We start from the raw sequence: 23,571 nt of genomic DNA, 5'->3' as shown, positions 1-23,571 counted from the left end.
ACGGGGAACTAAAATCAGAAAGTCAGAATGAGGGCTACAGATGACGACGAAAACAGTCAGGATGATGGCTGTTGATAAGTCCGGTCGCTTCCATCCAGGCATAGACAATCACCGGGCCTACAAAGCTGAAACCGCGTTTTTTCAATTGCTTGGAGATATCCTGTGAAAGCTCGCTTTGAGTGGGTATTGGACCGAGATGCTGAATGGGTTTGCCGCCGACTTTTGACCAAATCCATTGTGAAAAATCTTCCCCCTGCTCCTGCATTCGTAGATACGCCCGGGCGTTCTTAATCACCGCGTTAATTTTGGCTCGTGAACGAACAATTTCAGGATTAGTCACCAGACGCTCGACATCTTGTTCAGTGAATTCAGCGACTTTGTAAGGGTCAAATCCGCAAAAAGCCTTTCTGAAAGCGTCTCGCTTATTGAGAATTGTGCGCCATGACAGCCCGGCCTGAAATCCGTCGAGCATGAGCTTTTCCCACAAAGCGCGGCTGTCATATACCGGCACGCCCCATTCGCGGTCGTGATATTGCTGCATGAGAGGATCGTTTTCGCCCCATGCACAGCGTACCGGTTCTTTCATGTGTTTTATCCTTTACGCAGGCGCTGCGGGCGGTAAGGCTCTAACTCAGCGGCGGGTTTGCCTTTGATTTCCTGGGTCACCAGGCGCGCCAGTAAAGGTGACAGCGTCACACCACTGTGAGTCACCACGGTGTAATAACCCGCTAAACCAGGCGTTGGGCCAACAATAGGATATCCATCGACCGGCAAGGCGCGAATACCCATGCGAGCTTTATACTGCTCCGGCCTGATAGCCGCCAGCCTTGGCCAAACCTCGGCAGCCTTGAGGATAATGTCTGCCGCCAGCTCATCAATCCGCGACTGCGGGGTCGATTCATCAATATCGTAAACCCCTTCATTTGGGCAAAGCAGCGTTACACCTTCGCCATCGGGGCGGCAATGAAACATCGGCGTTGCCAAAACGTGGTTAACAGGCACGTATTCGGCAGGAACGCGAATGAGTATCCCGGTCGTCGGCGCAAGCTGGGTAGCTTGCTGGCCAAGATAAGGCGGTTTGTCTGACCAGCGACCACTGGCATTAATGGTGAGACTGGCGCGGTGCAAGGTGCCATCAGCGGTTTTAACTCCAGTGACAGTGTCACCGTCCTGCAAGATTTCCATAACTTTGCTGCCGGTGACGATTTTTGCCCCCTCTGCTGCGCTGGCCTGCAAAAGCAGATGAATATACTGCTGGGTATCAACCCATCCTTCCGACGAGAACCAGCCAATGGCTCCTTGAGTGCCGTCAAGATGCATTTCTGGTTCATGCTGTTGCAACTGCCCTGCGCTGATCCATTCGGCCGGATAATCATAGCTTTGCAAACGTGCGACGTTGTCTTTCATCGCCTGTTGCTCTGCTGGCGCTTGCCATTCAAGACAGCCGGTGAGATTCAGCCATGGAGCCTGTCCAAAACGTTTAGCCAGGTCACGATGGGCTTGCATACCCGAGGCGTTCAGGCGGTGATAGGCTTCGGGTGGCTTGCCGTGAGAGTTAATCCAGGCAAAAGAATTCGCGCTGGTGCCTTTGCCCGCCTCGCTCGCGTCTAGCAGCGTAACCGTAAAACCCGCCTCGGTCAGTTCCCAGGTCAGAGACGCGCCGATCATTCCGGCGCCAATAACGATTATTTTCATTAAAACTCCAGAAAGTGATAGGTCAGAAACGCCAAGTGCCCGATTTAAAAGGCAGATTCACAATTTAATCGTTAACTTAATCAATAAAGTAGCCAACCGTCCTGCTAGGTGCAAGGCTTTTATCCCACCGTTCACCTGCAATCGCACCGTCATATTGGCGTAATAAATCATCATTAGTCTGGCCGAATCAATAAATCCCAAAGAGGATAGCTCCCATGAAACAGCCAGCCAACCGGCCGGTGGTGCCTGCGCGCCTCCATAATTTTGAAACTGTAAAATCAGCAAAAACGCGGGGTGCTTCATGTGCTCTGCGCTAACTGTTCTCCCGCCCGCAATCCAGGTTAAACACGTTACTCATCATTTTGCAGCCAATCGAGTGCTTGACGATATCTGCCTGCAAGTGCCAAAAGGGACCATTATGGCGCTGCTTGGCCCGTCCGGCTGCGGTAAAAGCACCCTTCTTAAACTGCTGGCCGGGCTGTTACACCCCGAGGCAGGCCAAGTGTTTTTTGGTCAGCAAAAGGTGGTAGATGGTCGATTTAGTCTGCCGCCGGAAAAACGTGATTTGGGGATGGTGTTTCAAGACTACGCCCTGTGGCCGCACATGACCGTCGGCCAGAATGTATCGTTTCCGCTGCAAATGCGCAGTGTGCCGGCCAAAGCCCGTCAGCAGCGGGTATTGACGGCGCTTGACCGCGTGGGGCTGGCAGATTTTACTCATCGTCGCCCCTCCGAACTCTCAGGCGGGCAGCAACAGCGCGTGGCTTTGGCCCGTGCCATTGTCGCCGAGCCACAAATTCTGTTATTCGATGAGCCACTATCCAACCTTGACCGCAACCTGCGTGAAACTCTGTGCGAGGAAATGGCCTTACTGCTGCGCCAGCTCGGAACCACTGCAGTGTATGTCACCCATGACCCGCATGAAGCCGAGGCTTTGGCCCACTGTATTGCGCGCATGGAACAAGGTGCCATCAGGCGCATTGACAGCCTCGATTCTTCTGCTCCTGCCATTCTTTCCCGCGTTTCTCCTTTTGTTGCCTAATCGGTGGTGGATTTTAAAAAATGCGTAATTCGAACAGCGTTTCTGTAATCAAAACAGGTTTATTAACTGCAATGACTCTCTCTTTTGCTCTGACAACCGGCGCTGCACAGGCACTGACCGTGTACACTGCCGGCCCCGGCTCGCTGGCTAAAAAACTGGCGGCGGGCTATGAAAAACAGACCGGCGTCAAGGTCGATATTTTTCAGGCGACAACCGGCAAAGTGATGGCGCGTCTCGATGCGGAACAGGCTAACCCGCGCGCCGACGTACTGATTTCTGCTTCATGGGACACGGCAACCAGCCTCGCAAAACGCGACTGGCTGCTGGCATATCAAAGCCCCAATGCTTCCCACGTCCCGGCTGAATTCAAAAATCCTTACTATGTTGCTCAGGGTATTTCGGCGCTGGGTATTGTCTGGAATACTAAAAGCGGCACTCCAGAACCACACGACTGGCAGGACTTGGCACTACCGGCATTCAAAGACAAAGTGACCACGCCGGACCCTTCACTCTCCGGCGCTTCGCTGGATTTGCTGATCGGTCTGCAAAATGCTTATGGCGATCAGGCCTGGAAGCTGTTTGATAATCTTAAGGCTAACGGCATGATAGTCGCCGGTCCTAACGCTCAGGCACTCACCCCAGTATTGCAAGGCGCCAAGGCCGCCGTCTTTGGCGCGGTGGATTATGTTTCGTACAACAGCGTCGAGGCGGGGGAAGCGGTAAAAGTGATTTTCCCAACCAGCGGTACAGTGATTGCGCCACGTCCGATGATGATCCTCAAAAGCAGCAAAGAGCCTGCTCAGGCCAAAGCTTTTGTTGATTATGTTCTGTCGCCGGAGGGTCAGAAACTGGTCGCCGATGCCTGGCTGATGCCCGCGCGCGAAGACATTGACGCCAAACGCCCGCTTTTTAAAACATTAAAAGTTTTACCCGCCGAGACTGCCGGTTCCGTCGATCGTAAACAGGTACTGGACAAGTTTGCGGCCCTGTTTGCAGCACAGTAATGGTGAAAACCTGATCATCGCCCGACAGGGAAACTTGTCGGGCCACGGAGTTTGTGATGAATAAAAATTCCTGGCTACCGATGTTTACCGGTGGCGCGCTGCTGCTTTTGGTGGCAGTGCCGGTCAGTTTTGTACTGTTACAGGCGATTTTTCCACACTTTGCCAGTGGCGTATTTTCTGCACCGTTCAGCACCTTTGGTCGACTGTTGCACGATGCCCAGTTTTCAACCGAGTTGGGCGGAACAGTCAAGCTGGGGTTAGGTGTGGCATTTGGCAGTGCGCTGATCGGCATTCCATTGGGAACATTGCGCGGATTGTTTGTTTTACCCGCCGCTGCGTTTTGGGATGCATTGTTTCTGATCCCTTTCCTTTTCCCCCCTTATCTTGCCGCCCTTTCCTGGATGTTGGCGCTGCAATCTCACGGCTACCTGCAGCAGCTTGTAGGCCTGGATTTAAATAACCTCCTGTTTTCGCTGCCGGGAATGGTGTTCGTCATGACGCTGAACGTCTTCCCGGTGGTCTATTTTGCCGTATCGCGGAGCATGGCCGCCAGCGGGAGCCGCCTCGCCGAGGTGGCAAGAGTTCACGGGGCCGGTCCGTGGCGGGCCTTTGGGCGAATTACTTTACCCCTGGCGCTGCCGTCAATGGCTTCAAGCCTACTGTTGGCCTTTACGCTGGCAATTGAGGAGTACGGCGTTCCTGCAGCTTTGGGGACCCGCAGCGGTATCGCCGTGTTGACCACCGGAATCGAACAGCGGCTGGCGGACTGGCCTATCGATATGCCGGGCGCGGCGGGCATTTCCGTGGTGTTGGTTGCTATCGCCTGTTGTGCCTTCTGTGTGCAGCGGGCCATCACCCAGGGTAAAAATGTTGCAACCACCTCGGGTAAACCGATTGCCGTGGCCCCTCGTCAGCTGGGGATTTGGCGTTTGCCGGTTATGGTAATTTTTTGCTTGATAGCGCTGATTGCCGTGGGCGTTCCTTTAGCGTCAATGCTGGCGACCGCGTTTAGCCGCACGCTCTCTGGCGGGCTGAGCATGAACAATCTGACCTGGCGTCATTTCAATGCATTGTTTGACCTACAGGGCGATGCGGTGAGCGCGCTAACGACCAGTCTTGGTTTGGCGCTCGCCACTGCGCTGATTGTCGGAACGATCGGTTTGCTGGCGTCGTGGCTGGTTGTCTCACAGCGAGTGCGCTTTGCGGCGTGGATTGATGCGTTGTCGCTATTTCCAGCAGCATTACCCGGCATTGTCGTTGGCGTAGGGCTGATTCTGGCGTGGAACCGCAGCTTTTGGCCGGTCACACCTTATAATACCGTGGGGATTTTACTGTTGGCCTATTGCTGTCTGCTGATGCCTTATCCGGTGCGATACGTCAGTGCGGCCATCAAGCAGATTGGCGAAAATCTTCAGTCAGCGGCAAGAGTTCACGGGGCCAGCGCGGCACAGGCGTTGCGGCTGATTCTGCTGCCGCTGGTCTGGCCCAGCCTGCTCGCCTCGATGATGATGGTGTTTGCGGTTGCTTCGCGCGAGTTGGTGACCTCGCTATTGCTTGCTCCCGCCGGAGTGGAAACCGTGTCGGTATTTGTCTGGCGGCAGTTTGAACAGGGTTCGGTGGGCGACGGAATGGCAATGGCCAGCCTGGCGGTGTTACTGACTCTGGCAGTGATGCTGTTGGCTGTCAGGCTGCAAAATCGCCAACTGAATTGAATTATTTATAAACTTCACGATCCACAGTGTCATAGGCCAAGTTCTGCCCGGAAGAGCGCTTTAGCAAGGCCAAAACGTTGGCTTTATCGTGTTCAGTCGCCGGGTTATAGACCACCATGCTGAGATTGGGATTACCATCCACGGCAAATGACGAGTAGTCGAGAGCGATAATGCCGACCTCAGGATGCTGAATCTTCTTGGTGCCTTCGCCGTGATTGCGAACATTTTGATCAAGCCAAAGCGCCTGAAACTCAGGGCTGGCTGCGCTAAGCTCGTCTATCAGCAGGCGAGCCGTGTCACTCATTCCGGCGCGAGCCGTTTCGGCTCTGAAATTTGCCACCAGAAAACCGGCAATATTTTCCCACTCCGGCATCAGCCTGCGCTTTTCCGTATTCAGAAACACCATACGCAACACATTACGCTGCTTAAGCGGCATGGCCGAGTAATCCGCAAGAACGGTAATTGCTGCCCGATTCCAGGCCACCACGGTCCAATCGGCGGTTTTAATAAATGCGGGGATGGTCTCCATCGCGTCGAGCAACCTTTGCAACTGCGGTGATACCGTTGATTCTGGAGGATGCTGCAAGGCTGGCGGCCGATTCTGTGCCAGCAAAAATAAGTATTCGCGCTCAATTTCCGACAACACCAGCGCACGGGCCAAACGCTCCAGCACTTCGCTCGATGGCGCTCCTTCGCGGCCCTGCTCCAACCAGGTGTACCAGGTAGTGCTAACGTTTGCGCGCAGAGCCACCTCTTCGCGGCGCAGTCCCGGCGTGCGCCTTCTTGACGGCGGATACCCCAGGCTGGCGGCATCCAACCGGCTACGACGGTCTTTAAGATAATTGCCGAGCCTGTTTTGGTCTGAACGATTGTCTTCTGACATAACCTTTCGCCTGCACGTTGATCAACGTTTCTGAATAAAGTTTATCTTAGCGCTATTTCACACTGAATACCGAACCGACTTTTGATTTCCAATGCCCGCCGCCGAAAATTTAGATTTCTGACTTGCCTGCTTCTGCACCAGCAGAATATTCAGCAAAATGCGCTACCAACAGATTCATTAATGCCCTTGTACGCAGGCTTAAATGGCGGCGGCTGGGATACAAAAACCAGAAATTGATCTCCCCGTCAATCTGTTCCCCCAGAGAAATCAACCTGCCCGTTTTAACGTCATCGCCAATCATGATAATGGGCAACAAAGCCGCGCCAACACCGTCTAAAACCGCGTCATAAATCATTGCCGGTGATGACAGGCGGATAACTTCACGGGTCGCAATCTGGCTAACCTCGCCATTTAGGATTATTGGTATATGTTGATCACGATAAAGATTGCCCAAAGCGATAAACGGTAAAGGCTCGCCGCTGATTTCAGGCTTGCAGACTAACAGAACGCGGTCGCTGAATACTTTCTTACCCATCAACTCTTCATCATTGGCGGGCTGCGCGCGCAGCACGGCGTCGTAACCTTCGCGGATCGGGTCAACTCGCCGGTCTTCTGCCACCACCTCAAGCTGTACGTCGGGATAAAGGCGGGCGTAGCGGGCCGCCACTGCGCCAAAAGACGAGGTCACCATCAGGGTCGGCACGCTGATTCTAAGTTTGCCGGAAGGTTTTTGCCGACGAGTGCCCAGCGCCTCGGCCAAGTCATTCAGTTCATCGAGCAACGGCTGGGCTTTTTCCAGCATAAAACTGCCCTCTTCAGTTAGCCGAAAGCCGGTTTGCGTGCGTTCCAGCAATCGTACATCGAGCTGGTCTTCAAGCTGACTGACATGACGCGAAAGACTGGATTTAGCCATCCCGGTCTGGCGGCTGGCAGCACCAAATCCGCCCGCCGCCGCGACGGCAATAAAGCTTTTTAATCCGTTGAGATCCATAAAGTGGTCCATTTTTGGAACGACATGTGCCAATCTTGCCATCTATCAAACCATTTTTAAAACCATTATCGTAGCTTTCAACTTAACGGGAGAACAAAAAATGACTATTTCCAATCAGGCAGTGCGTTTCCATCAATACGGTAATCAGCAGGTGGTTAAAATTGAAGATGTCGCCATCCCGGAGGCCACAGGTTCTCAAGTGGTGGTCCGAGTTATCAGTGCGGGGGTTAATCCGGTTGATATGAAGGTTCGCAGCGGATTTTTAAGTGAATTCTTCCCGCTGAAATTCCCCGTCACCTCGGGTAGCGAGTTTATGGGCGTTGTTGATTCAGTTCCTGCCGGATCAACCACGTTTCAAATAGGCGACCGCGTAATGGGTTTGACTGGAAACCATGGCGCTTTTGCACAGTTTATTCTTGTCGAATCAGCCCAGTTGGTTCGAGTGCCAGCCGGAGTCACTGACGAAACAGCCAGCGCGTTGCCAGTAAGCGGGACCACCGCCTGGCAGGGATTATTCGAACAAGGGCAACTTAAAGCAGGCCAGCGGGTGCTTATCCACGGTGCGGCGGGCGGCGTTGGGGCTCTAGCGGTACAGTTGGCGCATCAGGCCGGTGCCGAAATCATTGCCACCGCCTCGGCCAAAAATCACGACTATTTAAGCCATCTCGGAGCCAATAAGGTTATCGATTATCATCATCCGCAAGAATTTGCGTCTATTAAAAACGTTGATTTATTGCTTGATTTGGCCGGTGCGGGTTATGAAAATCTGAGCCCGATGCTAAAACCGCTTGCGCGCGTGGTCAGTGCGGTCAGACCCGATATTGCTGCGTTGATCAGCACGGCTTCTGAGCCAGTATTCCTGCAAATGCATCCTGACAACGCGCTGCTGGAAACACTGGTGCAGCAGCTTGCCGACGGCTTGCTCATGCTGAAAATCGGTAAAGTTTACGAGTTCGCTCAGGCCGCCGAAGCGATTGAGCAACAGCATGGCGGAGTGACCGGACGCGCAATCCTGAAGATTGGCAATGCGAACTAAGCGGTTTATGCCGTCAACTCGGGGCGTTGCGGCAGGTCAGGCGATAATGGCTCATCGCCTGACTCTTTCTAGCGGCCTTCACCCGCCGTGGAATAGGCAGCAATAAACTCTCCGGCGATAGCCACCGCTATTTCTGCCGGAAGTTTACCTTTGACATCGGGTAATCCTACCGGGCAGCGCATCCGTGCCAGACTTTCTTCACTTATTCCCTTGCCAGCAAGCCGATAGTCAAAGCGTTTGCGTTTGGTCTCGGAGCCAATCAGGCCAAAATAGCTGAAATCATTGCGTTTAAGGATTTTTTCGCTCAACGCCAGATCCAGCTGATGGTCGTGAGTCAGCACGATAAAATAACTGTTGGCAGGCATTTGCTGCACCGTCTCTTCTGGATCTTCATCGACCAGGCAGTTTATTTCCGGGCTAACGGTGGCTGGAAACTCACTGGCACGCGAATCTACCCAGCTAATGCGGCACGGCAAGGTTGACAAAATAGCCACCAGAGCGCGTCCGACGTGCCCCGCGCCGTAAACCACCACGTGAGGCTGCTGCTGGCAAAGCGGCTCCAGCAATACCGTCGCCACGCCACCGCAGCACTGCCCCAGTCTGGCTCCGAGATTAAAACGCTCAAGACGACTTTCCTGCGCGCCTTGCTGGATCATTTCCCGTGCGATCGCCGTGGCCTGAAACTCCAGATTGCCGCCACCAAGAGTAAAATACTGATTATCGGCAGTCACCAACATCTTACAGCCGCTGTTACGCGGCGTTGAGCCATGATGTTCGATCAGCGTCAGCATCACGCAGGATTCTTTACGCTGTTGCAACTGACTGAGCTGGGTTATCCAATCATCGGTGCGCATAAGGCCTCCAGAATCAGCGATTGGCGGTTGAAGCCGTGGTTTGGGTAGCTGAAATCAGTGACCCTTGAGTGACAACGTCACTGGAAAGCGCCATCTGATCTTGCAGCAGGGTTACGCCGCGCAGCACGCGTTCTGGAGTCGCTGGCGCATCAAGCTGCGGATGCAGCCGATAATCTGCCACGCTGGCAATAGCGTCTTTCAGCGCGCACCAGACCGAGATCCCCAGCATAAACGGCGGTTCGCCCACGGCTTTGGAATGGAAAACGGTATCCTCGGGATTTTTGCGATTTTCCACCAGTTTAACTCGCAAATCCTGTGGCACGTCGGCAATAGCCGGGATTTTATAGCTGGCCGGGCCGCTGGTTTCCAGCCGCCCTTTGCCGCTCCATACCAATTCTTCACAGGTAAGCCAGCCCATACCCTGCACAAATCCGCCCTCGACCTGCCCAATATCAATGGCCGGATTCAACGAATCACCCACGTCATGCAGAATATCGGCACGCAACAGCTTGTATTCACCGGTTAGGGTATCGATCAACACTTCCGAACAGGCCGCGCCATAAGAAAAGTAATAGAACGGATGCCCGGCCGCCTTGCTGCGATCGTAGAAAATCTTCGGCGTTTTATAAAAGCCTGTGCTCGACAGCGAAACCTGATTCAGCCAGGCTTCCTGTACCACCTGCTGGAAAGTGAAATACTGCTCTTTAACCCTGACTTGGCCATTACTAAAGGCGATTTCCTGCTCTTGCGCCTGATAGTTGCGCATCAGCATTTCAGTCAGGCGGCCTTTAATAATTTCCGCTGCATTTTGCGCGGCCTTACCGTTGAGATCTGCCCCGGAAGAAGCCGCTGTCGGGGAAGTATTCGGCACTTTACCGGTATCGGTGGCGGTGATTTGAATCTGCGACAGCGGAACCTGAAAGACTTCGGCCACCACCTGCGCGACTTTAGTGTTAAGACCCTGACCCATTTCAGTGCCGCCGTGATTGAGCTGAATACTGCCGTCGGTATACACCAGCACCAGCGCTCCGGCCTGATTGAGGAAACTGGCAGTAAACGAGATGCCAAATTTCACCGGCGTGAGTGCCAGCCCTTTCTTCAGATACGGGCTGCGGGCGTTAAATTCTCGAATCGCTTCACGGCGGGCGGCATAGTCGGCGCTTTGTTCGAGATCGGCGGTCATCTCCTGCAACAGATTTTGCTCGACGGTCTGATAATAATGAGTGACGTTACGATCGTGGGTGCCGTAATAGTTCAGTTTGCGCACCGTCAGCGGGTCAAGACCTCGTTCACGGGCAATGTGATCGACAATATGCTCGATTGCCACCATGCCTTGCGGTCCGCCAAAACCGCGATAGGCGGTGTTCGAGGCAATATTGGTTTTGCAGCGATAGCCGGTGATGGTCGCGTCGCCGAGATAATAGGCGTTGTCGGCGTGAAACATGGCACGGTCGATAATCGATCCGGACAAATCCAGTGAATAACCGCAGTTGCCCGCCAGTTTGATTTCGATGCCTTGAATCAATCCTTGATGATTATATCCAACGTCATAGCTGACATAAAACGGATGGCGTTTGCCGGTGATCATCATGTCATCCTGCCGTGACAGGCGCATTTTAACCGGTCGCCCAGTGAGATGCGCCGCCAGCGCCGCCAGACAAGCCGTGCCCGCTGCCTGAGTTTCTTTGCCGCCAAAACCGCCTCCCATGCGACGCATATCCACCACCACTTTATGCATCGGCAGGCCAAGCACCGAAGCGACCAGTTTCTGCACCTCGGTCGGGTGTTGCGTCGAGCTATAGACCAGCATCGCCCCGTCTTCACCAGGCATTACGGTGGCAATTTGCGTCTCGAGATAAAAGTGTTCCTGACCGCCGATTTCCAGTTCGCCCTGCAACCGATGCTCGGCGTTGAGCAGCGCCGTAGCTGAATCTCCGCGCTTGTGAACGTGCGGTTCTTCAACCCAATGCTGCTCCGCCAGAGCCTGCTTAACACTTAATACGGCTTCGAGTTCACGATATTCAATAATTGCCGCTGCCGCCGCCTGACGTGCCGCTTCCTGTGAGGTGGCCGCCACGGCCAGCAGGATTTGCCCGTAATATTCAATCCGATCTTTAGCCAGTAAAGGGTCACCCTCGGTCAAAGGCGCAATATCCAGCTCGCCGGGCACATCGGCGGCAGTGATGACTTTAACCACGCCGGGAATGGCGTAACAAGGTTCGATGTCAATACGCAGAATTTCGGCATGCGCGACGTCACTCAGACGCGGAACGAGATGCAGCTGGTTGGGGAACTCCAGCCGGTCGTCAATGTAAATTGCCTCGCCGCTGACGTGTTTGTCGGCGCTTTCGTGTTTCATGCTCTTGCCGGTGCCGCTGGCCAGACCGGCGCGGAACAGCTCGGCCAGAGTTTCCTGAGTTGGGATAGGTGATGATTTAGACATATTGCGTCACCCGCATCAAAGTTTCAGAAGAGGTCGTTTCGATCAGGCAGCGGCGCAGCAGGTTTTTTGCCACCTGCATGCGGTACTCCTGACTGGCGCGAAAATCGCTAATAGGCTGATAATCGACGGCTAATGCCTGACAGGCCCGCTCAACGGTAGTGCTTTGCCAAACCTGGCCAACCAGTTGCTGCTCACAGTGTGAGGCGCGTTTGGCAATCGCCGCCATGCCGCCATAGGCAATCGAGGCGTGGATCACGATGCCCTCCCGCACTTCAATGTGGAACGCGCCGCACACTGCCGAAATGTCATCGTCGAGGCGTTTGGAAACTTTGTAGACTTTGAGTGTTCTGCTCGAATCCGCCGCCACGCGAGGGATAATAATCTGCTCGATGAACTCACCGGCCTGCAAAGCAGTTTGCTTATAGCCCAGATAAAACTGTTCCAGCGGCAATGTTCGCTGCTCTTTTCCACGGCGCAAAACCAGAGAAGCACCCAGCGCCAACAGCACCGGTCCGCCGTCGCCAATCGGTGAAGCGTTGGCGATATTTCCGCCAAAGGTGCCCTGATTACGAATTTGCTGTGAGGCAAAACGCTCAAGCAGCGCGCCAAAATCCGGAAATTCGTGCTCCAATAGCGGCAAACAGCTGCTCAGCGTCGCTGCTGCGCCAATCAGCAGGCTGTCCGGGGTCACGCTAATCGCCTGAAGTTCGGGGATGTGGCTTAGGGCGATAAGCTGGGTTAAACGCTGATGTCGCTGCGTCACTTCCAACGCCAAATCGGTGCCACCGGCAACCAGTCTAGCCTGTGGATTCGCCAGATAAGCCGCCGCCAGCTCATCAATTGATGACGGCAGCAGGCTGACATCATCCTGCTCACGAGTAACCTGACCGGCAATCGGCGCGATCGCCCTGAGACGTTGCAGGGTCACTTTTTCGCCGCGATCGAACTGATCTTCAGCCTGCAATTCACAAGCGGAATGTGCCGCATCGACAATAGGCCGATAGCCGGTGCAGCGGCAAAGGTTACCCGACAGCGCCTGCAATATTTCTTCGCGCTGTGCGCCACGGCTCGCCAATGCGGCAGATTGCATTTTTTTTTGCGCACTCTTTTGCAGCGCAAACATCGACATGACAAAGCCAGGGGTACAAAAGCCGCACTGCGAGGCGTGGTTGTCTACCATCGCCTGCTGCACACTGTGCAGCTCACCCCGGTGTTTCAGATCTTCTACGGTAATCAGTTGCTTACCCTGCAAGGCCGACATAAATGTCAGGCAGGCGTTGATCGGCGTGTAACGCAGCGTCTCACCCTGCGGTTCAGCAATTACCACCGTACAGGCGCCACAGTCACCCGACGCGCAACCCTCTTTGGTTCCGCACCGTCCTGCATCGCGCCGTAAATACTGTAAAACCGTGGTGTCTGGCGGCAAGGTTGTCTCCTGCTGCAAACGGTCATTCAACAAAAACTGGATCATGGTCGTACCCTGTTCTGATTATCGCTGCCAACAAACCAATCGATTTGTACAACTGGTCAAATTTATAGATAAAACCAAGCAATATTGATGCCAACAATATTGTTAAGGGTATCTATTGATGGGGTTTATTCGCGCTGCTGAAATACCAAGATAGTTTAAGGATAGACCGAAAATGCGAGGGGTTGGGCAAGCCAGGTTACCCAACTGTTTACTCGAAAGAAAACCTAAACGGCGCAACCGCGCAGGATAAGGGTGGTGACTTCATCAATGATGTGTTCGCGATTTTGCTGACTGCTGCTGATATCCCGATACATATGGTTCACCTGTACCGCAAAATCGGCGTAATACTGCGTCACGGCCCAGATATTCATGATAAACAAACGGGCATCAAGCGGGCGGATTAACTTATCGGCAATCCACTGATTGATAAGATTTTCTTTGCAGATAATCTTGTCGATTGCCCCTGGCCAATACTTGTTCAGGTAATGGCCGCCGCTCAACACTTCGCTGGTAAAAATGCGCGACAATTCCGGCTGTTCAAAGGAGAAATTCAGCTTGTTTCTGATATAGCGACTCAGCACCGCTTCGGGTTCAACCAGGCTATCGTCGAACTGAATAATCTCGGCCCAAACGCGAAGTACCTTTTGCAGCAGCTCTTCATATAGCTCTTCTTTACCGGCGATATAATAATGCAGCTGGGTTTTTTTCATCCCTGCTCGCTGCGCAATCGCTTGCGTGGTGGCGCCTTGTAAACCCTTTTCACTGAATTCGGCGATTGCCGCAGCATGGATACTTTCCATGGTACGTTCGCGAGCGAGGCGAACACGACTATTGCTGGTTTCACTGTTCATCATTGGTGCATCTTTCCCGAGTTTTTGCCCTGTTATGGCGCGAGACGGTGATTAAGCCAGAGGTTAAATACTGATCAAATCTTCGCAGAGGATGCCCTTTTCAGCACCCCCTGATATTTATACAGTAGTTTTTAATGAGTACGCTGATAAACCACTTTTCCATCCACCAAAGTGCGATAAATGTTGCGGTCATCACCCAATGTCATCAAAACAAACAACTTTTCAGCCAACGTTTTACTATTACTGCTGCGCAACTGCTGCAACGCCGTGGCTCCAGGGTCGAGCACCACCATATCCGCCTCTTTACCGCTGTCGAAATTACCAATCTTGTCATCAAGATGCAGCGCGCGCGCGCCGCCCAGCGTTGCATGATAAAAGGCTTCAAACGCCGACAATCGATAACGTTGTAGCTGCCCGACCTTATAAGCTTCACCCAGCGTTTGCAGCATATTAAAGGTAGTCCCTGCACCAACGTCAGTCCCCATGCCGAGCCGCACTTTCTTCTCCCACGAAGCCTTGAGATTAAATAATCCGCTGCCTAAAAACAGATTGGACGTCGGGCAAAATGCAATGCTCGAATCAGTCTCGCCGAGACAGTCCCACTCTTCGTCTTCCAGATGCAAACAATGGGCGAACACACAGCGCGAGCCGGTTAAACCGTGATGATGATAAACATCCAGATAGCGTTCATGGGCCGGATACAGAGACTTAACCCACGAAATTTCATCAAGATTTTCGCTGAGATGAGTTTGCAGATAAATATCTGGATAATCATCTTTTATAAGTTTGACCTTATCTAGCAGCTCGGCGGATGAAGTCGGCACAAAGCGCGGGGTCAGGGCGTAGCTCAGGCGTTTATGGTTATGCCAGCGTTTAATCAGGGTCCGAGTGTCGCGCTCGCTGTCTTCAGGTGTTTCGAGCAGTGCCTCGGGCGCGTGTTTATCCATCATGACTTTGCCGGCAATCAGGCGCATGTTCAGCGCTGCGGCGACGGTAAACAGCGCATCGACCGACTGTGGGTGAACGGTACCAAACACCAGTGCGGTAGTGGTGCCGTTATTCAGCAGTTGATCGATAAAGAATTTCGACATTTTCTGAGCATATTCAATGTCATGGTATTGCGCTTCTGTCGGGAAAGTATAGTTGTTCAACCACTCCAGCAGCTGTTCGCCATAGGCACCGATCATCTCGGTTTGCGGGTAATGGATATGGGTATCGATGAATCCGGGCACGATAAGCCTGTCGCTGTAATCATCCAATGGCACGGGGTATGGGGTGTCCAGCAGGCGCTGTTCCCCTTCTTCTCGGCTGCCGAGCCAGCTGATTTTACCGTCGCTCAGAAACATCATGCCATCTTCAATATAACGAGCCATGGACTCAATTTCGGCTGGAGCCTGGGCAATCCCAGTGATATCGAAGAAGTTTCCTCGAATGGCGCGCGTAATACTCTGGTTCATAAATTTACCTGTTTAATGGCAATACCCAGCGTTTGCAACACTGGGGTTATTAATAGGAAGTTTTATAATCTTAAGAGTATAAGCAAGGCTTGTGCCATTAGTTTGACCAATCGGTCAAACCGGAAGGATTTTTTTTGACGTCTATTTTAGCAACACTTCATACTGTGGGTTAAATTCGTCGAAGATGGGTAAAGCAGCCGCGCCGAGTGCCGCGGTGTCCGCGCCGGTCATGCCAAGTCGCAGGCGCATGCTGTCGGGGTAACGGCTGCGCACCGAGCGATACAGCGGTTTGAGTTTTTTCATCAGCCTTTCAACCAGCTGTTGCGGCATCATGCCGCCAATAATCACGCACTGGGCATCAAAGACGCATTCAATAATATTGATCGCCTGACAAGCCGGTTCGATAGCGGTCTCAAGCCATTGATCGAACAGGGCTTCGTCTACCATCAACAGGTCTTCCGGCACCGCTGAAATCGGGTCTAATCCGCAGCCTTCATAAGCCGCCTGCAAAGACAGATATCGTTCGAGGCAGCCATTATTACCGCAGTAACAGGCTCGTCCGCCGGGTTGCACCACCATATGCCCCACTTCGCCCGCGTTGTGTGCATGGCCGGTGTAAATTCGCCCATCGGTAAATATACCCGCGCCTAACCCGGTGCCAATATAAAGATAAACAAATGAGTTAAGCTGCTTGGCGACGCCGTGAAAACGCTCGCCGATGGCTGCCACGGTCGCGTCATTTTCCAACGTTACTGGCCAGCCGGTCATGGCGCCCAAATGGCTTTCGACGTCGATATTGTCCCAGCCGTGCAAAGTGGTTGGCCCTAGAGAGGAAATGCCTTCAACACCAAACGGACCCGGCATCACAATGCCAATCCCCAGCATCTTGCGCCAATCGATTTTATTATTTTCGCCCCCCAATTCTTGGCGCATTTCTTGCAATATCTGCTCAATGCATTGGAAGGTCGGCTCGGGCTGCGGTTTTTGAACTTTAACTAATCGACGAAAGCGCACCCTGCCGGTTAAATCGACCAACACCACCAACAGCGACTGATGATCGAGATGAATGCCAATCGAATAAGCGCTGTCTGGATTGAGGGTCAACGGAGTGGCGGGCTGGCCTCTTCCCCCGACTCGGCGCGGCAGATGGGATGACAGTATCCCGGCCTGTTCCAGCTCGGTGGCAATGTTGGAAACGGTTTGCGGAGTCAGCGAGGTCATGCGCGCCAATTCTGCTCGAGTCAGTTCACCGTTTAGACGAATAGCTTCAATCACCACCCGACGATTGTGCGCTCGCGCATGTTCGAGATTAGTTCCAGAAGTTGTCATAACTGCCTATGCACCAAGGAAAATCGTTAATGCAGTATGCTGCCGGCAATTAAAGCAATCAAATTGATTTTATTAATGGCGCTTGTATCACAACACTTGATGTTAAAAGCATGTTAACTATGCAGCTCTACCCGATTGACCCAGAATTTGTAAAGCAGGCAGCGCAGGGACGCTCGAGGAGATAGCGGACTATTTTTTTATCCGCTATTAAAGCAATCAAATTGATTTAATCACTTAATCACTTAATCACTTAATCACTACCGAGCCTTTACCGGAGAAAGATGATGAGCAAAAGATTACGCCCCGCTACCACCTTATGTGTGTTGTCTGCCCTCGCCTTTGGCTATTCCGCCAATGCCCTGGCCGAAACCACGCTGAGCGCGCTGTTTATGACTCAGGCCGCATACAGTGAAAGTGATATCCGCGCCATGACTGCCGACTTCACCAAGGCGCATCCAGATATCAAAGTGAATCTCGAGTTTGTGCCCTACGAAGCTTTGCATGACAAGATTGTTGCGGCGCGCGGTGCCGGTGACAAAGGCTATGACGTGGTGCTGTTCGACGCCATCTGGCCCGCCGAATTTACCAAGTTTGGCTTACTGCAAGACGTAACCTCACGTATCAGCAGCGACGAAGCAGGCAAAATATTCAACGGCGCAATTTCAACCGTGACTTATAAAGACAAACGTTGGGGTATGCCGTGGATCCTCGATACCAAATACCTGTATTACAACAAAGCAATGCTAGCCAAAGCCGGGATCACCGCCCCGCCAACGACCTGGCAGGAGCTTGAGAAACAGGCTGAGATCCTCAAACAGAAGAACATTGTTAAATATCCGCTGGTGTGGAGTTGGTCGCAGTCAGAGGCGCTAATTTGTGACTACACCACGCTGGTTTCGGCTTTCAAAGGGGATTTTTATCAGGGCGGCAAGCTTAATTTCACTAATCCTGGGGCGATGAAAGCCATGGATTATATGAAAGACACGCTGGATAAAGGCCTGACCAACCCAAATTCCCGTGAATACCTCGAAGAAGACGTGCGTAAGTCATTCTCCAACGGCGACGCGGCTTTTGCTCTTAACTGGACCTACATGTACAACATGGCCAACGATCCCAAGCAGAGCAAAGTGGCTGGCGACGTGGGCGTAGTGCCGGCTCCGGGTGATGTTGCAGGTCAGGCTTCTGGCGTTAACGGCTCGATGGGGCTTGGTATCGCCAAGGCCAGCGCTCATCCAGACCAGGCGTGGGAATACATTACTTACATAACTTCACAGCCGGTTCAGGATAAATACGCCAAACTGAGCCTGCCAATCTGGAAGTCATCTTACGACGATCCGGCAGTGCAAAAAGGCCAGGAAGCGCTGATCGCTGCGGCGAAAACATCATTAAACGTGATGCTGTCACGTCCGGTAACGCCTTCATATTCGCAGCTTTCCACTATTTTGCAGCAAAACGTGCAGAGCGTTTTACAGGGTAAAGCTTCAGCCAAAGATGCGATGGCTGCTGCAACCCAAAGCGCCGATCGTTTACGTTAAGGAATGACTATGCTCAGTTTGCCGCAACGTGAGCGTCGTCAGGCATGGGTGCTGCTGGCACCCATACTGGTGATGATGTTTGTTCTGACCGCCTGGCCATTGGTACGCACTTTTTGGCTCAGCTTTACCGATGCCGGCTTGATTGGCGACGGTACCGCGCCAGCGTGGGTCGGAGCAGATAATTTTCTCTACGCCCTCACCGATCCTGATTTTCGCGCCGCGCTGTGGCGAACTTTATATTTCACCTTTGTGTCGGTGATCAGCGAGGGAATTATCGGCGTGCTGGTCGCCCTGTTGCTTAACCAGCAATTCTGGGGGCGCACCGTGTTACGCGTGCTGGTGATCCTGCCCTGGGCGCTGCCGACCATTGTGAATGCTACGATGTGGCGTCTGAATTTTAATCCTGATTATGGCAGCATCAACGCCCTGCTCACCCAAATTGGCCTGATCGACCACTATCGCAGCTGGCTCGGCTCGCCCGATTCGGCTATTAACGCGGTGATGTTCGCCGATATCTGGAAAAATTATCCACTGGTGACCTTGCTGACGCTGGCGGCGTTACAAACCATTCCGGAAGATTTGTTCGAGGCGGCGCGTCTGGATGGCGCTTCGGCATGGCGACGTTTTCGCGCGATTACCTTTCCGGCCATAGCCGCACCCCTGGCGGTGGCGCTTATTCTTCGCACCATCGATGCCTTCAAGGTGTTTGATATCATCTACGTGATGACCCGCGGTGGCCCGCTGGACAGCACCAAAACCGTGAGCTTTTTTGTCTATCAAGAATCCTTTAGTTACCTGCGTGCCGGCAGCGGCGCAGCCTACGCGGTGTTGATGACCATAATCTGCGCGCTGCTGATTGGCATTTATATGCTGCTGTTGCTGCGTCAGCGCAAACAGGGAGTCAGCGAATGAAACAGCGAATTCGACTGCTATTACGCTATTTTGCCGCGCTGCTGGTTGCGGTATCAATTTTGGCACCCATGCTGTGGCTGTTTTTGATGAGCGTCAGTTCGGCTGGCGATCTGGCGCAAATTCCGCTGCGCTGGTTGCCACGGCACTGGGACTTTAGCCGCTATGCCAGTCTGCTGACTTTACAGCCCGGGCAGCCGGGCGCGCTGTTCTTGCACGCGCTGGCGAACAGCCTTTTGGTGGCCTGCGGTGCGACGATTATCTCGCTATTGCTGGCAATTCCGGCGGCTTACAGCTTCTCGCGCTACCCAGGCCGTGAAGGATGGCTGTATGGCAGTCTGGCAATTTACATGGTGCCGCCGGTCGCGTTCGTACTGCCGCTGTATTTTATCCTCGAGCAAGTCAGCCTGCTTAACACCCATCTAGGGCTAATCCTGGTCTACTGTTCGATGATCCTGCCATTCCTGACCTGGATGCTAAAAAATCAATTCGATGCCCTGCCGCTGGATATCGAGCAAGCTGCGCGACTTGATGGATTGCGTTACTGGCAGGTGTTATTGCGCATTACTCTGCCGCTGGCCAAACCGGCGCTGGGTGCATCGGCGATGTTTGGCTGGCTGCTGGCGTGGGACGAGTTTTTTTATGCCTTGTTGTTTACCAACAATATTGATGCCCAAACCTTGCCGGTGACCATCGCCGGATTTACCGCAGGTCGCGCCACCGACGACGGGTTGATTGCCGCCGTGGGGATCCTGGCCGCCGTCCCGCCGCTCTTTATTGCTCTGTGGCTTCAGAAAACGCTGGTGAGTGGTTTAACCAGCGGAGGAAGCAAAGGCTAAGATCATCCGTACAGGAATAGCAAATAAAATGAAAAAACCTGAAACTCAGGCCCGACTTTACGTGGTGGGAAACCTGAACGTGGATTTAATTATGAGCACCCTTGACCAGTGGCCAGAGAAAGGCACCGAGGCCATGCTCGAAACCAGTTCGCTGCGCCCTGGCGGCTCGGCGGGCAATTGCGCGCTGGCGTTGCAGGCCCTCGGTACGCCTTATCGACTGGTGGCAAATCAGGGCAACGATCAGTTCACTCCCTGGCTCGCCGGGCTATTTACGGGTAGCGCGGCGCACTGGCCGCAGTATGCCTGCGAAACCTCGCTGACTTTTGGCGTGACGCATCCTGACCACGAGCGCACCTTTTTCAGCAATCAGGGACATATTGTTCGCCTGACAATGGCTGATGTACTGAACCAATTGCCGGAGCTGGCAACGCCCGGTGACTGGGTATTGCTGTGCGGTACTTTCCTGTGTACCGCGCTGTATGCCGATTATCCCGCGCTGCTGCAAACGTTGAAACATCGCGGGTATCAGGTTGCGGTTGACAGCGGCTGGCCACCTCAGGGTTGGAGTCTCGAGTTGCGCGAAAAGATCCCCCAGTGGCTGCAATACTGTGATGCTTTGCTGCTGAACGAGGTCGAAACTCAGGGTCTCGGCGACGGCGAAGATTTACAGGCTGCAGCGCAAACTTTATTGGCTTTGATGCCTGTAGAGGGGCGCTGCATCGTGAAATGCGGGCCTAACGGCGCTCACTGCTGGAGCACGTCCCAGCATCGACATATTGCAGCACAGGACATCGAGGTGGTCGATACCATCGGGGCCGGTGACAGTTTTAACGCCGGATATTTATCGGCGCTGCTCTATGGGCAAGACGAGCAAACTGCGCTGCGTTGGGGAGTTCGCGTCGCCAGCGCCGCCATTGGCAGTTCGCCGCGGGTATATCCTACCTGGCAAGCCCTTGTCGCCGATCCTACGTTGGCAAATAATCAGGAGACTCAATAAATGGCACGCGTTGAATTGGTAAAAGTGGCCAAAAGCTATGGCAAACAGCAGGTGCTCAAACCTCTGGACCTGACTATTCAGGACGGCAGTTTTACCGTACTCGTTGGCCCTTCCGGCTGCGGTAAATCCACCTTGCTTCGCCTGTTGGCCGGTCTTGAGTCGGTGTCGGAGGGAGAAATTCTGCTCGACCAGAAACAAATCAACAATCACGATCCGGCCGATCGCGATATTGCCATGGTATTTCAAAGCTATGCGCTTTATCCGCACCTTACAGTGGCCGAAAATATGGCCTTTCACATGCAGGTAAAACGTGTTCCGAAAGCAGAGCAGCAAAGCAAAGTATTGCAGGCCGCCAAAGTGCTGGGTATTGATCACCTGCTGAAACGTTTGCCGAAAGACCTGTCCGGCGGCCAACGTCAGCGCGTTGCCATGGGCCGTGCGCTGGTGCGCAGTCCGAAAGTTTTTCTGTTTGATGAACCGCTGTCTAACCTTGACGCCCAGTTGCGTATGGAGCTTCGCGCCGAGATAAAGTCGGTACACCAGCAGTTTCGAACCACCACGGTGTACGTTACTCACGACCAGATTGAAGCGATGACGCTAGCGGACTGTATTGTGGTAATGAAAGACGGGTTTATCGTGCAGCAAGGCGATCCGCTGGAGATTTATGACCGGCCGGCCAACACTTTTGTGGCGCGTTTTATTGGCTCACCGCCGATGAATCTCTTTAACGGTGTGTTCAGTGAGAGAGCGGGCCTGCCAGGCGTACAGTGTGATGAGCTGTGGTTTCCGTTGCCGAAAAAATGGCATCCAGGCGCGCAAAATTGCGCCGGAAAACCTGTAACCCTGGGTTTGCGACCGCACGATATTTCGCTAACTGACCCCGGCACGCAGCCCGCCGCAACGTTGCGCCTGCTGGAGGTGACCGGTGAAAGCAGTCTGATGCATATTGACTGGTGTGGATTCCCGCTGCACGTACAGTGCGCAGGCCGCGTGAGTGCACACGTCGATACGCCAGTTTATCTCCAGGCACGCAGTGAAGGTATTCATCTGTTTGATGCTCAAAGCGGGCAGCGATTAGCAGAAAGCGACAGTTAATAGATTAATAAATGTGTTGGATTGGTTATTATACTTAACAACAGGCAATACTCTGCCGGGTATTGCCTGAGCGGCATTTTATTGAATCACATCCTTGGGCACTCGCTGATGCAATGACCTTTTTTGAAAGGCCAAAATAATCCTTTTCTCAATCAATGAATAGAATATACAGGCGGCAATCACTGAAACCATTGAAAATATAATGCCATATAAATCATGATTGATATTCATATGGGAGAATAAAATCAGCGCGCAAACTTGAGTGAAGAAATGCGTAATATAAATGCTGTACGAAGCATTGCCTAAATAAACCAGCAAACGGTAAGACCGAGAGCCTGATGCATCCATAAGACTAAATATAATCACTATTGCCATCGCCGGAAGTCCAAAAGAGACAAATCGGGCGATTCCCTTCTCATTTAACCACATCCCAAGTATGAAAAAGGCCAGAATCATAATAGTGGCTAATGGTATTGATATTTTAACCTGATGCAGTTTATTGAAGCATTGGGCATAAAGACAGCCCATTGCAAAGTTGATCATCAGCGGATCGCCTATCATGTAGGAGAAGTTCGACGCCCCTAATTCCGGGCCTTGCAGCGAGAAGCCGTCTATGGTGACGACCATCAATACCAAGAATCCTACAGAAAAAATGACTAGCTGTTTTTTATTTCTTACCAGCATCATGACAACCGCATAGATAATATAAAAAAACATTTCGTAAACCAGCGACCACGAAGGTCCAATAAGCATATGATAGCTTGGATTACTGGTAAAAGACGGTAGCAGGAAAATGTTGCCTATAATTTCATAAATTCTTGCAGGGTGCGTTTGCTTAAGATAAAGCAGCATAAAAGGAATTAATATGATTAAAAAAATTGGATAGATCCTTTCAATTCTCTTTTTTAGAAAATCAATCCCCGTGCTCAATCCCAGCCGTGAATCTTCACGTGTTTTATAACACATGATAAACCCGCTAAGAATAAAGAAGGCATCTACGCCGAAATTACCTATAATATTAAGCCCTAAACTCTGGGTAATTGTTGTGTCGTATTCTCCCCACAAATGGTTTACCACCACAAAGACAGCGGCAAAAGCACGCAGCACCTGCAACGACTCAATTTTGGATTTCATCTTTTGGCTACCGACAAGCAAATAAAGGTTATTTTTTCCTTCGGTATACAAATTAATGAGCCAAACCTATGGCCCGCTGGCTAAAAAATTGATTAATTAATTGATCGATTGATCGGGCTGGCGTTGTGAACTCCCAATATCTGCCTTAACTTTAATGGCGCAATTAGGTAACAAAATTTACACACAATTTTGCAGTTGATCGCCCACCCGAATCGGCTATGCTCAGAGGCAGACTGGCTGTTAATTGCCAGGCCAAATATGAGCTTGCTAATCTATATGCCTGCACTTTACGGC

The 23,571-nt window shown here is 52.6% G+C and carries 21 protein-coding genes; 9 read left to right on the top strand and 12 right to left on the bottom strand.

The window, feature by feature from the left end:
- Positions 1–34 precede the first annotated feature (34 nt).
- From AB3G37_RS11645 to AB3G37_RS11635, 3 genes are read right to left on the bottom strand one after another with little or no spacing between them, the layout of a single operon-like run.
- The gene (locus AB3G37_RS11645; RefSeq protein ID WP_369790799.1) at positions 35–586 is read right to left on the bottom strand and encodes a DNA-3-methyladenine glycosylase I; all 552 of its coding nucleotides are present in this window, start codon (positions 584–586) and stop codon (positions 35–37) included.
- Positions 587–591: 5 nt separating this feature from the next.
- A complete protein-coding gene (locus AB3G37_RS11640) occupies positions 592–1,695 on the bottom strand; it encodes an NAD(P)/FAD-dependent oxidoreductase (protein WP_369790798.1) in 1,104 nt (367 codons plus the stop codon).
- Positions 1,696–1,752: 57 nt separating this feature from the next.
- Positions 1,753–1,998, bottom strand: a complete 246-nt coding sequence (locus AB3G37_RS11635) for a hypothetical protein (RefSeq protein WP_369790797.1) — start codon at positions 1,996–1,998, stop codon at positions 1,753–1,755.
- On the opposite strand from AB3G37_RS11635, the gene AB3G37_RS11630 reads away from it, so the two are divergent.
- The 3 genes from AB3G37_RS11630 to AB3G37_RS11620 all read left to right on the top strand — a co-directional run bounded on the left by AB3G37_RS11630 (position 1,997) and on the right by AB3G37_RS11620 (position 5,453).
- Positions 1,997–2,737, top strand: a complete 741-nt coding sequence (locus AB3G37_RS11630) for an ABC transporter ATP-binding protein (protein WP_369790796.1) — start codon at positions 1,997–1,999, stop codon at positions 2,735–2,737. The genes AB3G37_RS11635 and AB3G37_RS11630 overlap by 2 nt on opposite strands.
- A gap of 71 nt (positions 2,738–2,808) precedes the next feature.
- A complete protein-coding gene (locus AB3G37_RS11625) occupies positions 2,809–3,741 on the top strand; it encodes an ABC transporter substrate-binding protein (protein WP_369790946.1) in 933 nt (310 codons plus the stop codon).
- Between the two features lie 56 nt (positions 3,742–3,797).
- The gene (locus AB3G37_RS11620) at positions 3,798–5,453 is read left to right on the top strand and encodes an ABC transporter permease (RefSeq protein ID WP_369790795.1); all 1,656 of its coding nucleotides are present in this window, start codon (positions 3,798–3,800) and stop codon (positions 5,451–5,453) included.
- 1 nt (position 5,454) lies between these two features.
- Here AB3G37_RS11620 and AB3G37_RS11615 read toward each other — a convergent pair whose 3' ends face one another.
- Positions 5,455–6,336: a helix-turn-helix transcriptional regulator gene (locus AB3G37_RS11615; RefSeq protein WP_369790794.1), complete on the bottom strand. Its 882-nt coding sequence runs from the start codon at positions 6,334–6,336 to the stop codon at positions 5,455–5,457.
- A gap of 109 nt (positions 6,337–6,445) precedes the next feature.
- Positions 6,446–7,369, bottom strand: a complete 924-nt coding sequence (locus AB3G37_RS11610) for a LysR family transcriptional regulator (RefSeq protein ID WP_369790793.1) — start codon at positions 7,367–7,369, stop codon at positions 6,446–6,448.
- Between the two features lie 58 nt (positions 7,370–7,427).
- On the opposite strand from AB3G37_RS11610, the gene AB3G37_RS11605 reads away from it, so the two are divergent.
- A complete protein-coding gene (locus AB3G37_RS11605) occupies positions 7,428–8,363 on the top strand; it encodes an NADP-dependent oxidoreductase (RefSeq protein ID WP_369790792.1) in 936 nt (311 codons plus the stop codon).
- A 68-nt stretch (positions 8,364–8,431) separates the two neighbouring features.
- Here the strand turns inward: AB3G37_RS11605 and xdhC are convergent, their stop codons facing one another.
- The 6 genes from xdhC to AB3G37_RS11575 form a co-directional block, all read right to left on the bottom strand.
- The gene (gene xdhC, locus AB3G37_RS11600) at positions 8,432–9,217 is read right to left on the bottom strand and encodes a xanthine dehydrogenase accessory protein XdhC (RefSeq protein ID WP_369790791.1); all 786 of its coding nucleotides are present in this window, start codon (positions 9,215–9,217) and stop codon (positions 8,432–8,434) included.
- A gap of 13 nt (positions 9,218–9,230) precedes the next feature.
- Entirely contained in the window at positions 9,231–11,660 is a 2,430-nt protein-coding gene (gene xdhB, locus AB3G37_RS11595; RefSeq protein WP_369790790.1) for a xanthine dehydrogenase molybdopterin binding subunit, read from the bottom strand.
- Positions 11,653–13,131 (bottom strand): xanthine dehydrogenase small subunit, encoded by a 1,479-nt coding sequence (xdhA, locus tag AB3G37_RS11590; protein ID WP_369790789.1) that lies wholly within the window; start codon positions 13,129–13,131, stop codon positions 11,653–11,655. The genes xdhB and xdhA overlap by 8 nt, the downstream gene beginning before the upstream one ends.
- A gap of 224 nt (positions 13,132–13,355) precedes the next feature.
- Positions 13,356–13,985, bottom strand: coding sequence for a TetR family transcriptional regulator C-terminal domain-containing protein (locus tag AB3G37_RS11585; RefSeq protein WP_369790788.1), 630 nt, complete (start codon positions 13,983–13,985; stop codon positions 13,356–13,358).
- 128 nt (positions 13,986–14,113) lie between these two features.
- Positions 14,114–15,439, bottom strand: coding sequence for a guanine deaminase (gene guaD / locus AB3G37_RS11580; protein ID WP_009637203.1), 1,326 nt, complete (start codon positions 15,437–15,439; stop codon positions 14,114–14,116).
- Between the two features lie 141 nt (positions 15,440–15,580).
- Complete coding sequence (locus AB3G37_RS11575; protein ID WP_369790787.1) at positions 15,581–16,768, bottom strand: ROK family protein; 1,188 nt, start codon at positions 16,766–16,768, stop codon at positions 15,581–15,583.
- Positions 16,769–17,052: 284 nt separating this feature from the next.
- Between AB3G37_RS11575 and AB3G37_RS11570 the strand changes: the two genes are divergently transcribed.
- The 5 genes from AB3G37_RS11570 to AB3G37_RS11550 are packed head-to-tail and all read left to right on the top strand — an operon-like array spanning position 17,053 to position 22,143.
- Positions 17,053–18,303: an extracellular solute-binding protein gene (locus AB3G37_RS11570; protein ID WP_369790945.1), complete on the top strand. Its 1,251-nt coding sequence runs from the start codon at positions 17,053–17,055 to the stop codon at positions 18,301–18,303.
- Positions 18,304–18,312: 9 nt separating this feature from the next.
- Positions 18,313–19,215, top strand: a complete 903-nt coding sequence (locus tag AB3G37_RS11565; protein ID WP_369790786.1) for a carbohydrate ABC transporter permease — start codon at positions 18,313–18,315, stop codon at positions 19,213–19,215.
- The gene (locus AB3G37_RS11560; RefSeq protein ID WP_369790785.1) at positions 19,212–20,051 is read left to right on the top strand and encodes a carbohydrate ABC transporter permease; all 840 of its coding nucleotides are present in this window, start codon (positions 19,212–19,214) and stop codon (positions 20,049–20,051) included. The genes AB3G37_RS11565 and AB3G37_RS11560 overlap by 4 nt, the downstream gene beginning before the upstream one ends.
- A 28-nt stretch (positions 20,052–20,079) precedes the next feature.
- Complete coding sequence (locus AB3G37_RS11555; protein ID WP_369790784.1) at positions 20,080–21,048, top strand: carbohydrate kinase family protein; 969 nt, start codon at positions 20,080–20,082, stop codon at positions 21,046–21,048.
- On the top strand, positions 21,049–22,143 hold the full coding sequence (locus tag AB3G37_RS11550; RefSeq protein WP_369790783.1) for an ABC transporter ATP-binding protein: 1,095 nt from the start codon (positions 21,049–21,051) through the stop codon (positions 22,141–22,143).
- Positions 22,144–22,221: 78 nt separating this feature from the next.
- Here the strand turns inward: AB3G37_RS11550 and AB3G37_RS11545 are convergent, their stop codons facing one another.
- The gene (locus AB3G37_RS11545; protein ID WP_369790782.1) at positions 22,222–23,277 is read right to left on the bottom strand and encodes an acyltransferase family protein; all 1,056 of its coding nucleotides are present in this window, start codon (positions 23,275–23,277) and stop codon (positions 22,222–22,224) included.
- Positions 23,278–23,571: the final 294 nt, after the last annotated feature.

The sequence above is a fragment of the Rouxiella sp. WC2420 genome (assembly GCF_041200025.1).
Classification (GTDB): domain Bacteria; phylum Pseudomonadota; class Gammaproteobacteria; order Enterobacterales; family Enterobacteriaceae; genus Rouxiella.
This window is presented reverse-complemented; position numbering and strand designations above follow the sequence as displayed.